The 11571-nt window shown below is 55.6% G+C and carries 8 protein-coding genes; 6 read left to right on the top strand and 2 right to left on the bottom strand.

Annotation, left to right across the window (positions count from 1 at the left end; all coding sequences use genetic code 11):
* Positions 1 to 109: 109 nt before the first annotated feature.
* Entirely contained in the window at positions 110 to 5812 is a 5703-nt protein-coding gene (uvrA, locus tag KU392_RS09085) for an excinuclease ABC subunit UvrA (RefSeq protein WP_217735133.1), read from the top strand.
* Here uvrA and KU392_RS09090 read toward each other — a convergent pair.
* Positions 5809 to 6630: a tRNA threonylcarbamoyladenosine dehydratase gene (locus KU392_RS09090; RefSeq protein ID WP_169293960.1), complete on the bottom strand. Its 822-nt coding sequence runs from the start codon at positions 6628 to 6630 to the stop codon at positions 5809 to 5811. The genes uvrA and KU392_RS09090 overlap by 4 nt on opposite strands.
* A 162-nt stretch (positions 6631 to 6792) precedes the next feature.
* Here KU392_RS09090 and KU392_RS09095 point away from each other — a divergent pair, with 162 nt between their 5' ends.
* The 5 genes from KU392_RS09095 to purU are packed head-to-tail and all read left to right on the top strand — an operon-like array spanning position 6793 to position 10570.
* Positions 6793 to 7353, top strand: a complete 561-nt coding sequence (locus tag KU392_RS09095; RefSeq protein WP_169293959.1) for a gamma-glutamylcyclotransferase — start codon at positions 6793 to 6795, stop codon at positions 7351 to 7353.
* A 54-nt stretch (positions 7354 to 7407) separates the two neighbouring features.
* A complete protein-coding gene (gene pdxH, locus KU392_RS09100) occupies positions 7408 to 8040 on the top strand; it encodes a pyridoxamine 5'-phosphate oxidase (protein WP_169293820.1) in 633 nt (210 codons plus the stop codon).
* Positions 8041 to 8074: 34 nt separating this feature from the next.
* Entirely contained in the window at positions 8075 to 8596 is a 522-nt protein-coding gene (locus KU392_RS09105) for a flavin reductase family protein (protein WP_169293819.1), read from the top strand.
* Positions 8597 to 8598: 2 nt separating this feature from the next.
* Positions 8599 to 9717: an NAD(P)/FAD-dependent oxidoreductase gene (locus KU392_RS09110; RefSeq protein ID WP_169293818.1), complete on the top strand. Its 1119-nt coding sequence runs from the start codon at positions 8599 to 8601 to the stop codon at positions 9715 to 9717.
* A 1-nt stretch (position 9718) separates the two neighbouring features.
* A complete protein-coding gene (purU, locus tag KU392_RS09115) occupies positions 9719 to 10570 on the top strand; it encodes a formyltetrahydrofolate deformylase (protein ID WP_169293817.1) in 852 nt (283 codons plus the stop codon).
* Positions 10571 to 10592: 22 nt separating this feature from the next.
* Here the strand turns inward: purU and KU392_RS09120 are convergent, their stop codons facing one another.
* Entirely contained in the window at positions 10593 to 11492 is a 900-nt protein-coding gene (locus KU392_RS09120) for a LysR substrate-binding domain-containing protein (RefSeq protein ID WP_169293816.1), read from the bottom strand.
* Positions 11493 to 11571 lie beyond the last annotated feature (79 nt).

Consider the following 11571-nt stretch of genomic DNA (forward strand, 5'->3'; position numbering starts at 1 on the left):
GGTGGCAAAGCCGTCATATAATGAATCTGGATGTTTGAACAGTATTCCCCTTTCCCCTTATTTTTTTCCACCCGTCCAAAAGCCTTCAAGCATAACGGTATCCATACACATGAGCTCTCAAATCAAGATCGTCGGCGCCCGACAAAACAACCTTAAAAACCTCGATGTCACTTTCAACACCGGTGAGTTCACGGTCATTACCGGGGTGTCCGGGTCCGGCAAAAGCTCCCTGGCGTTTGATACCCTTTATGCCGAAGGCCAACGCAAGTATGTGGAAACCTTTTCCCCTTACGCGCGCCAGTTCCTGGACCGCATGGACAAGCCCCAGGTGGAACGCATCGAAGGCATTTTGCCCGCCATTGCGATTGACCAGACCAATCCGGTCCGCAATTCGCGCAGCTCGGTAGGCACCATGACCGAGTTGAACGACCATCTGAAACTGCTGTATGCCCGTGCCGCCCGCCTGTACTGCCGCTGTTGCGCGCGTGAAGTCAAAAAAGACAATCCGGAAAGCATCTACCAATCACTGGCCAGCCTGTCCGCCACTGCTGATCCCCGTTTGATTATTACCTTCCCGGTGATTGTGCCCCTTAATTACTCCGAAGAAGAAATCAAAAGCTATCTTGAGCAACAGGGCTACACGCGAATTCATGTCGAGGAAACCCGCACGGTCACCCGCCTGGTGAAAGACAAGAAAAAGAAAGAAAAGCCGGTTTCTGAAACCCAGCGCGTACTGTATGTGGTGCAAGACCGGCTGCGCTTTTCAAATGCGGAAAAATCCCGCGTGATGGAGGCGCTTGAGGCCTGTCTGAAATATGGCAACGGACACTGTTCGGTTTACGTGCTTGACACTGAAAACACCCCCCTGCATACCTGGAAATTCAGTGACCAGCTGCATTGCGCCCACTGCGATATCAGCTACTCCGCCCCCTTGCCCAGCACGTTTTCATTCAACTCCCCCCTGGGAGCCTGCGAAACCTGCAGGGGCTTTGGCCGGGCCATGGGGATTGATTTTGGCCTGGTGATTCCCGATGAAAGCAAGTCCCTGGAAGAAGGTGCTGTCAAACCCTGGCAAACGCCCAGCTACAAAGAATGCCAAACCGAAATGATGCAATATGCAAAAAAAATTGGCATCCGCACGGCAACTCCCTGGAACAGCCTCAACCAGGCCGAAAAAAACTGGGTCCTGTATGGCGACCCCGAATGGAAGGGCGGCGCCTCGGCCTGGAAACACCAGTGGTACGGGGTGCAACGGTTTTTTGACTGGCTGGAAACCAAGTCCTACAAAATGCACGTGCGCGTGCTGCTGTCCAAGTACCGCAGCTACACGCCCTGCCCGGCCTGCCATGGCTCACGCCTGAAACCCGATGCCAACCTGTGGCGCCTGGGCAATACCCGCCAGAACGACCCGATTACTGGCAATTACAAACGCTTCAAGCCAGTAGGAGCCACCTGGCGCGAAGCACAACTGAACCAGCTGGGCGGCCTGGCCATTCATGACCTGATGCAGCTACCTATCGAACGGGTACATGCCCTGTTCCAGCAACTGGAGCTGGGGACAGACAACGATGCCGCGATGACCCTGGTACTGACCGAAATCCGCACGCGCCTGAAATTCCTGTGCGATGTCGGGCTGGGTTATTTAAGCCTGGACCGTCAAAGCCGCACCCTGTCGGGTGGCGAAGTGCAGCGCATCAACCTGACCACGGCCCTGGGTACTTCGCTGGTGAATACGCTGTTTGTGCTGGATGAACCCTCCATTGGCCTGCATCCGCGTGACATGCACCGCATTATCGAGGTCATGCTGCGCCTGCGCGATGCCGGCAATACCCTGGTGGTGGTTGAACACGACCCGCAAGTGATGGTGGCGGCCGACCGGATTCTGGATATTGGCCCGGGCCCGGGCGAACGGGGCGGTGAAATCATTTTTGACGGTACTCCCGGGCAATTGCGCTCGGCCTCTTCGCTGACCGGCCAATACCTGGGCGGCAAACTGAAAGTGGAGTCACCCCGTCCCATGCCGGTCAGTGGCAATACGCCCCGGCTGATTCTTGAAGGCGTGACAGCCAATAACCTCAAGCACTGCGATGTGTCATTTCCACTGGGCCGACTGGTCTGCATTACCGGAGTATCCGGTTCCGGTAAATCCACCCTGATCCAGGATGTGCTGCATCCGGCCCTGCTCAAGCATTTTGGCAAACCCACCGAAGCGCCCGGGCCGTTTACCCGCCTGCTGGGCGCCGAGCAACTGGCCGATGTCGTCATGGTGGACCAGTCTCCCATAGGCAAAACCGCCCGCTCCAACCCGGCCAGTTACGTCGGGGCTTTTGATGCCATCCGCAAGCTGTTTGCCCAGGCCGTGGTCTCCCGCGAGCGTGGTTACACGGCAGGCACGTTCAGTTTCAATAGCGGTGACGGACGCTGCCCCACCTGCGGCGGCACCGGTTTCGAGCATGTGGAAATGCAGTTCCTGTCCGACGTTTATCTGCGCTGCCCCGATTGCGATGGCAAACGTTTCAGGCCTGAAATACTGGAAGTCAAGGTTGAGCACCTGGGACGCCAGGCTTCCATTGATGAAGTGCTGGCCATGACCGTGCACGAGGCCCTGGAATTTTTTAAGGGCTTGCGAGATGTACAAACCAGCCTGATGCCGCTGTCGGATGTGGGGCTGGAATACCTGGCACTGGGTCAGCCGGTACCCACCCTTTCGGGCGGCGAAGCCCAGCGTCTGAAGCTGGCCGGTCACCTGGCCACGGCCGCCCGCAGTGGCATTTCAAGTGCCAAGGTGGCCAAAAAAGGCAGCCTCTTCCTGTTTGACGAACCCACCACCGGGCTGCATTTTGATGATGTGGCCCGCCTGATGCGCGCCTTCCGCAAGCTGCTGGCTGCCGGCCATTCCCTGTTGATTATTGAACATAATCTGGATGTGATCAGGGCGGCCGACTGGATCATTGATCTGGGTCCCGAAGGGGGTGAAGCCGGTGGCCAGATTGTGGCCCGGGGCTCTCCCGCCGAGATCATGCAACATGCCAGCTCCCATACCGGCCATGCCCTGCGCGAGTATGAACAAAACATACTCAGCACGGTGCCAGGCAAGCTGAACGAGGCCTCTGCGTCCTATTTGGGAACCGCCCTGCGCCAGCCAGCCGGCCGCAACGTTGTCAGGCCCGATCACATCGACATCATGAATGCCCGCGAACACAACCTCAAAGGCATCAATGTCCATATCCCTCACAATACCTTTACCGTCATTACGGGCGTATCGGGTTCGGGCAAATCCACCCTGGCCTTTGATATCCTGTTCAACGAAGGCCAGCGCCGTTACCTTGAATCGCTTAATGCCTATGCCCGTGCCGTGGTGCAACCGGCCGGCAAGCCCGATGTGGACGCCATTTACGGCATTCCACCCACTGTGGCGATTGAACAGCGCACCAGCCGGGGCGGACGCAAGTCCACCGTGGGCACCATGACTGAAACCCACCATTTCCTGCGCCTGCTGTATGTCAAGCTGGGTACCCAGTTCTGCCCCGACTGCCAGGTACCGGTCGAACCGCAAACTCCCGAACAGATTTTTGCCCGTATCCTGCAGGCCCACAAAGGCCAGCACATCGGCATTCTGGCCCCCCTGGTCACGGCACGCAAAGGCTATTACACCGACCTGGCCAAATGGGCACAAGCCAAAGGCTACACCCATTTGCGGGTGGATGGCGACTTCATTCCCGTGCAACCCTGGCCACGGCTGGATCGCTATAAGGAACACACCATCGAACTGCCGATTGCCGATTTCATCGTGGACGCCAACAATGAAAGCGAACTGAAAGCGGCCCTGCACAAAGCACTCGAGCATGGCCAGGGCAGCATGAGCATTATCTGGGAACTGGACAGGGACAATCCCCTCCAAACCAGCCATCTGAACCAGCAGCAGTTCTCGATCAAACGTGCCTGCCCATGCTGTGGCACCAGCTTTCCCGAACCCGATCCACGCCTGTTCTCTTTCAACTCAAAACATGGCTGGTGTCCCGATTGCTTTGGTACCGGCCTGAAAATCACCGGTTTTGATGCCGAACAAACCGGTGAGGAAAGCAGCTGGGTCAACACCAGTCAAGAGGAGGAAGCAGCCTTGCAGGACTGCCCTTCCTGCCATGGCCTGCGCCTGAACCGCAATGCCCGTGCCGTGCAATGGCAGAACAAGGCCATCACCGACCTGACCACCCTGCCGGTATCAGAAGCCCTGGCCTTCTTCAACAATTTAAGCTTGAATAAACGGGAAACGGATATTTCAAGAGATATCCTGTCTGAAATCAGAAACCGCCTGGCCTTCATGGAAGAAGTAGGACTGGGCTATCTGGGTCTGGACCGTGCCGCTCCCACCCTGTCCGGTGGCGAGGCCCAGCGCATCCGGCTGGCAGCCCAGCTGGGTTCCAACCTGCAGGGCGTGTGCTATATCCTGGACGAACCCACCATTGGCCTGCACCCGCGCGACAACCGCATCCTGCTCAATGCCCTGTCCCGTCTTGAAGGCAATGGCAATACCCTGGTGGTGGTTGAACACGATGAAGACACTATTCGCCGCGCCAGCCATATCATTGATATCGGTCCCGGTGCCGGCGTACGGGGCGGCACCGTGGTTGTCCAGGGCAGCTACCAGGACATTGCCAACAACCCGGCTTCATTAACCGGCCAATACCTGGCCCACCCCATTGCGCACCCCATGCAGGCACGCCGTCCAGTCAACGAAGACAGCGCTTTCCTTACCGTTAAAAATGCCCGTCTGCATAACCTGAAGAACGTCACGGCAGCCGTTCCGCTAAACCGGTTGACGGTGATTACCGGAGTATCCGGTTCTGGCAAGTCCACCCTGGCCCGGGATGTCCTGCTGGACAACCTGAAAACCTTCATTGGCACCAAAAACGAACCACAATGGAGGGGCTGTGAACAAATTGAAGGCTGGGAATCACTGGATCGGGTACTGGAAGTGGACCAGACCCCGATTGGCAAAACACCCCGCTCCTGCCCTGCCACCTATGTGGGTTTCTGGGACGACGTGCGCAAACAGTTTGCCGAAACCCGGGATGCCAAAATCCGCGGCTGGAACGCCTCGCGCTTCTCCTTCAATACAGGTGAAGGTCGCTGCCCGATTTGTGAAGGCCAGGGCATGCGCACCATTGAAATGAGCTTTCTGCCTGATGTCAAAGTACACTGCGAAGCCTGCAACGGCAACCGCTTCAATAGCGACACCCTGGGCATACGCCTGCGTGATAAAACCGTGGGCGACGTGCTGCGCATGGAAGTCGATGATGCACTGCCCTATTTTGCCGCCCATCCCAAGGTGTTCCGCAGCCTGCAATTGCTGCAGGACGTTGGCCTGGGCTACCTGACCCTGGGACAGCCTTCACCCACCCTGTCGGGTGGAGAGGCACAGCGCATCAAGCTGGTAACCGAATTGGTCAAGGCACGCATGGACGAAGGCGTCATTAAAACCGGCCGTGCCTCAAGTCGCCCGCATACCCTGTATGTGCTGGACGAGCCCACGGTAGGACTGTCCATGGCCGATGTGGAAAAGCTGATCCACGTTTTACACCGTCTGGTAGAGGCCGGCAATACCGTGGTCGTGATTGAGCACAACCTGGATATCATGGCCGAAGCCGACTGGATTGTGGATATGGGCCCTGAAGGGGGTACCGAAGGAGGTGAAGTGGTGGCTGCCGGTACCCCTGAAGACTTGATGGCAACCCGGCACAACTCCCATACCGGTCAGGTGTTGTTTGATTTTATGGGTAGTTGCATAAAGCAACGGGAGGCTCACACCTAGTAACGGGACTTTTTCAACAATCGCGCAATACCTGCATTGGCCACCGCCATGCCCATTGTTGCCGTCACGGTGACACAGGAGCCATAGCCGGCACAGGACAAGCCCTGCAAGGCAGCCCCCTGCGGTTCGGCATCAGTACGCCCTGCCAGCCATAAATCGGGCAAAATGGCAGGCTGGTCAAACCAGAAACAATCCACATTCATTTTGGGAACGCGCTTCAGGGCCTTGCCATTATGGTCAGAACCCTTCGCAAAACCGTGCTGCTTGCGCAGGATATTACGCAGGCGGGCCAGCAAGGCATCATTGCGGGCCTGTGACAAATCACCGGCCCGCAAACTTAAAGGATCGGTTTTTCCACCCGCTCCACCACACATGACCAGAGGGATCTTACGCTGGCGACAGGCAAGCACCATGGCGACCTTGGCCGACACCTGGTCGGTGCAGTCAATAAAAACATCGGGACGCCTGCCATCCAGCAATTCATCAATATTGGTGGCATCCACAAAATCATCAAACGGGTATACCTGACATTCAGGATTAATGCCTGCCACCCGTTCTGCCATGGCCTGCACCTTGGCCATGCCCATGGTTTGGCTTAAGGCATGAATCTGCCGGTTGACATTGGACTCGGCCACATGATCCAGGTCAGCCAGCATAAGCTGGCCAATACCGGAACGGGCCAACGCCTCGACCACCCAGGATCCGACACCACCGATACCAGCCACCATAACATGAGCACTGGCAAAGGTCTGCGTTGCTTTTTCACCATATAGCCGGCGCAAGCCCCCAAAACGACGCTCATTATTACTTTCCTGCATACTCATTTGTGTCTCTTTTGTCCTATACTGAAGTCAGGCTATTTTAACTTACATTTTTAAATCGAATTCAAAGTGAAGACTCCTCTTCCTACTGCCTTGCACAAGGCTATTGAACATATCCAGAAATTCCGCCTGTGGACCGATGAAGAACGCGAACTGTCCATGTTGCAAACGCTTGCCGAACATCCGTCCCCCGAAGAAATCTGGGTGTTTGGTTACGGTTCCTTAATCTGGCGCCCCGAATTCAACTTTCAGGAAGATCGCCTGGCCACGCTGCAGGGCTATCACCGCTCCCTCTGCCTGTGGTCCAGTGTCAACCGGGGTACCCCCGAGCAGCCGGGCCTGGTTTTCGGTCTTGATGTGGGTGGCACCTGCCAGGGCAAGGTTTACAAACTGCATGATGACAATATCCATGAACAGTTCCGTCTGCTCTGGAAACGCGAAATGCCCTCTGGTGCCTACATTCCCAAATGGATCAGGTGTGAAACCATGATGGGCCCCATTACTGCGCTTGCCTTCGTCATGGACATCAACAGCCATGCCTACGTGCAAGGGCTTACCCGGGAAGAAACGGTTGATATCGTGCTTAATGCCACCGGCTCTTGTGGCCCCTGCCCCGAATACGTGCTGGAAACCGCCAATGCACTGGCCCAGGCAAGCATCAAAGATGAAAACCTGTTTGAACTGGCCGAACTTATTAAGCAACGCATTGCCAAACCGTAAGCACGGTGACTGCCGTGCTGTAAACTAACCCTTTTACGTATCCATTTCACTGCCATGTCTATTGCCGATTTGCGCCAAAAGTACGAAAGAAACGTTTTACTCGAATCCCAGCTGGCCTCCGACCCCATAACCCAGTTTTCAAACTGGTTTGAAGAGGCGCGCCAGGGGGAAATCCTCGAGCCCAATGCCATGATCGTTTCCACGGTTTCGGCAGAAGGCAAGCCATCTTCCCGCACCGTCCTGTTAAAGGGTTTTGACCAAGAGGGCCTGGTGTTTTTCACCAGCTACGAATCCCGCAAAGGCAAAGACTTAAGCGGCAACCCCAATATCAGTGCCCTTTTCTGCTGGCTTCCCCTTCAAAGGCAGGTCCATATCAACGGTCATGTCGTCAAGCTGTCCGAAGAGGCATCCACCGAGTATTTCAACAGCCGTCCGGAAGATTCACGCATTGGCGCCTGGGCCTCCATTCAAAGCCAGCCCATTACCCGTGCCGAACTCGAGGCCCGGGAACTGCATTTCAAGGAAAAGTTCGGCAGTGATATTCCCAAGCCTCCCTACTGGGGCGGGTACCTGATTGTTCCTGAAACCATCGAATTCTGGCAAGGCCGGCCTTCACGCCTGCACGATCGCATCAAATACAGCAAAGGCAATGATGGAAACTGGACGTTCACACGCCTGTCACCCTGAAGTACCGTTTTTTTCTGATTCACAAGGTTTACCCATGAGCTTACGCGCTCCCGATTTTGATTCTCCCGCATTTAGAACGGCATTGGGCCGCTTTGCCACCGGTGTTACCATCGTCACCACCACGCATCCCGAAACGGGCAATCCTGTCGGATTAACCGTCAGCTCTTTCAACTCGGTATCGCTCAATCCACCCCTGGTATTGTGGAGTCTTACCCAGGACTCTTCCAATCTCAGGGCATTTGAGCAAACCGAACGCTATATCATTCACGTTTTGGCTGCCGATCAGCTTGAACTGGCCCGCCGCTTTTCCAAAGGCACAGCCCAAGAACGTTTTGCCGATGCCAATTACACGCTTAATGAATACGGGCTGCCCAAACTGGCCAACGAAAGCTGCGCGGCCTGGTTTGAATGCTACAGCCGCAACCGTTACCACGAAGGCGATCACATGATCCTGATTGGTGAAGTAGAGCGCTGCGGTCATACTCATAGCCTGCCCCTGGTTTACCATGCCGGCAGTTTCGACCTGACCCCACAAGCCATTCTCAACAAGGAATGACCATGAGTGTAGATATCGAGTGTATTGTGATTGGTGCCGGCGTGGTCGGTCTTGCCGCGGCCCGTAAACTGGCCATGGCCGGCAAGGAAGTATTGCTGGTTGAGGCCGAGGAAGCCATTGGCATGGGCATCAGCTCGCGCAACTCGGAAGTGATCCATGCCGGCATTTATTATCCCACCAACAGTCTGAAAGCCCGCTTATGCGTACAGGGCAAAGAAATGCTGTACCGATATTGCGAAGAACGCGGTATTGCCCACCAACGTATTGGCAAGCTGCTGGTGGCCACCTCCAGCGAGCAGCTGCACCAACTGGACAAAATACAGGCCCAGGCAAAAGCGAATCAGGTGAATGACCTTCAAAGACTGAACCGGCAGGAAGTCCTGGCCCTGGAGCCCGGCCTGCACTGCGAGGCAGCCCTGCTCTCGCCTTCCACCGGAATTATAGACAGCCACGGCCTGATGCTGGCCCTGCAGGGCGACCTTGAAAATCAGGGTGGACAATGTGTTTTCCATACACCACTGGAAAGTGTGATCATAGAAGATGACGGCACATTCAACTGTACCTTTGGCGGTGCCGAGGCCATGAGCCTGCGATGCAGCATTCTGGTGAATGCGGCCGGCCTGCACGCCCCCCGCCTGGCACACCAGTTCAAGGGATTGAACCCGGCATCTATCCCCCCCGAGTACTACTGCAAAGGCAATTACTTTACCTTAAGCGGCAAGGCGCCTTTTTCCCATCTCATTTACCCCATGCCCAACGAATCCGGCCTGGGCGTCCACTTAACACTGGATTTGGGTGGACAGGCCAAATTTGGCCCTGATACCGAGTGGGTCACTGAAGAAGACTATATCGTCAATCCCGCCCGGGCCCAACAATTCTATGCGGCCGTACGCAGCTACTGGCCCGAACTGGCCGATGGCAGCCTTGAGCCCGGTTATGCCGGCATCCGCCCGAAAATTGTTTCGCGCGATGAAGCCGCTGCCGATTTCATGATCTCGTCCCCCGCCCAACACGGGATTGCCAATCTGGTTAACCTGTTTGGCATCGAATCACCCGGCCTGACTTCCTGCCTGGCATTGGCCGATGAAGTCTGGCAAGCACTTAACCCAACATCCCATTAACATGCAAAAAGATTACATCCTTACCGTTTCCTGTCCTGACCGTACCGGCATTGTCCATGCCATTTCCGGCCTCCTGCTTGAATTGAATGGCAATATTCTGGATTCGCAGCAATTTGGCGATGTAGAGACCCGCCAATTTTTCCTGCGCGTTCATTTTTCCCTGCAAACCGCACAGGACATTGAAAGCCTTAAGCAAAAATTCGCACCACTGGGTAAACAGTTCAACATGAACTGGCAGCTGTATAACGCCCATCAAAAATCCCGTGTCCTGATCATGGTCAGCAAACAGGGACATTGCCTGAATGACCTGCTGTTCCGCGCGCATCACGGTTCTTTGCCGGTGGATATCGTTGGCATTGGTTCCAACCACCGGGATTACGAATCCCTGGCGGCCTCTTACGGCATCCCCTTCCATTACCTGCCCATTACGCCCGAGACCAAATCCGAGCAAGAACGGCAAATCATCCAGCTGGTGGAAGACCTGAACGTGGACCTGGTGGTTCTGGCCCGTTACATGCAGATCCTGTCCAACGATTTGTGCCAGGCCCTGCAGGGTCGTGCCATCAATATTCACCACAGCTTCCTGCCCAGCTTCAAAGGTGCACGCCCTTATCACCAGGCCCATGCCCGCGGCGTAAAAATCATTGGTGCCACCGCCCATTATGTGACAGCCGACCTTGATGAAGGTCCGATTATCGAACAGGATATCCAGTACGTGGATCACACCATGACCGCCGAGGACCTGACCCAGGTGGGCAGTGACACGGAATCGCTGGTCTTGTCACGGGCAGTGAAACTCCATGTTGAACACCGCATTTTACTAAACGGCCACAAAACCGTTATTTTCAAATAAAACCTTACCCAGCCGGCTTTCCTCAGGCCGGCTGCTGTGCCTGCGTTACCAGCCATTGCTCAAACAGGTCCAGTGCCTCCGAAACCTTACGGTCATCGGGATAACCAAAATAATAGGATTTATCCACCGGCAAGACGGCCTGCACCGGCATCACAAAACGCCCGCTCTTGATATGTTCCCTGGCAATAAAGGCCGGAAACAGTCCCATGCCCAGACCGGCATCCACCGCAGCCAGCAACATGCTGAAAACCTCGTACCGGGGACCCGCCAGTATATGTGGCTCATACTCATAATGGTTGTGTTCGTACCATTGCATCCAGGCATCGGGCCGCGTCATCATATGCAGGTGAGTCATTTCCGCCAAAGCCTTCACCCCTTTGTGTTTAACCCGTGCCAACAGCTGCGATGAACACACCGGAATCAGTTCCTGTTCGTAAAACAGACGAATACTGCGGGTATTGTTCCAGGGCTGCTCCGCATGATAAATGGCGGCATCCACCGGAAAATCCTTGAATAAAAAGGGGGTCGTCTTGATGGAAAGACTGATGGCAATATCAGGATACAGCCGCTGAAAACCGGCCAGACGGGGTATCAGCCAGGTGGTGGCCAGGGTGGGAACAGTGCCAAGATGCAGGCTGCGGCCAATACCGGCACGACTGATCAGTCCAAACGTGTCTTTTTGCAATTGCTCCAGATGATGCCGGACCCTGGCCGCATATTCCGCACCATGGTCGGTTAGCACAATCCGGCGCCGCACCCGGGTAAACAATTCCACGCCCAGACGCTCTTCCAGCCCGGCTACCTGTCTGAACACCGCACTGTGAGTCAGGGACAATTCCTCGGCAGCGCGGGAGAACGATCCCAGCCGTGCAGAGGCTTCAAAGGCCTGCAAGGCCCCCAGATTGGGCACTCCTTTACGCATGTTTTTTTCCTTTTCAACGGGTTGAAGTGACTATATTGCACCATATTGTGCATTTTTATCAATTGCCTTGTGAGAAAAT

It is taken from the genome of Advenella alkanexedens, assembly GCF_019132845.1.
Classification (GTDB): domain Bacteria; phylum Pseudomonadota; class Gammaproteobacteria; order Burkholderiales; family Burkholderiaceae_B; genus Advenella; species Advenella alkanexedens.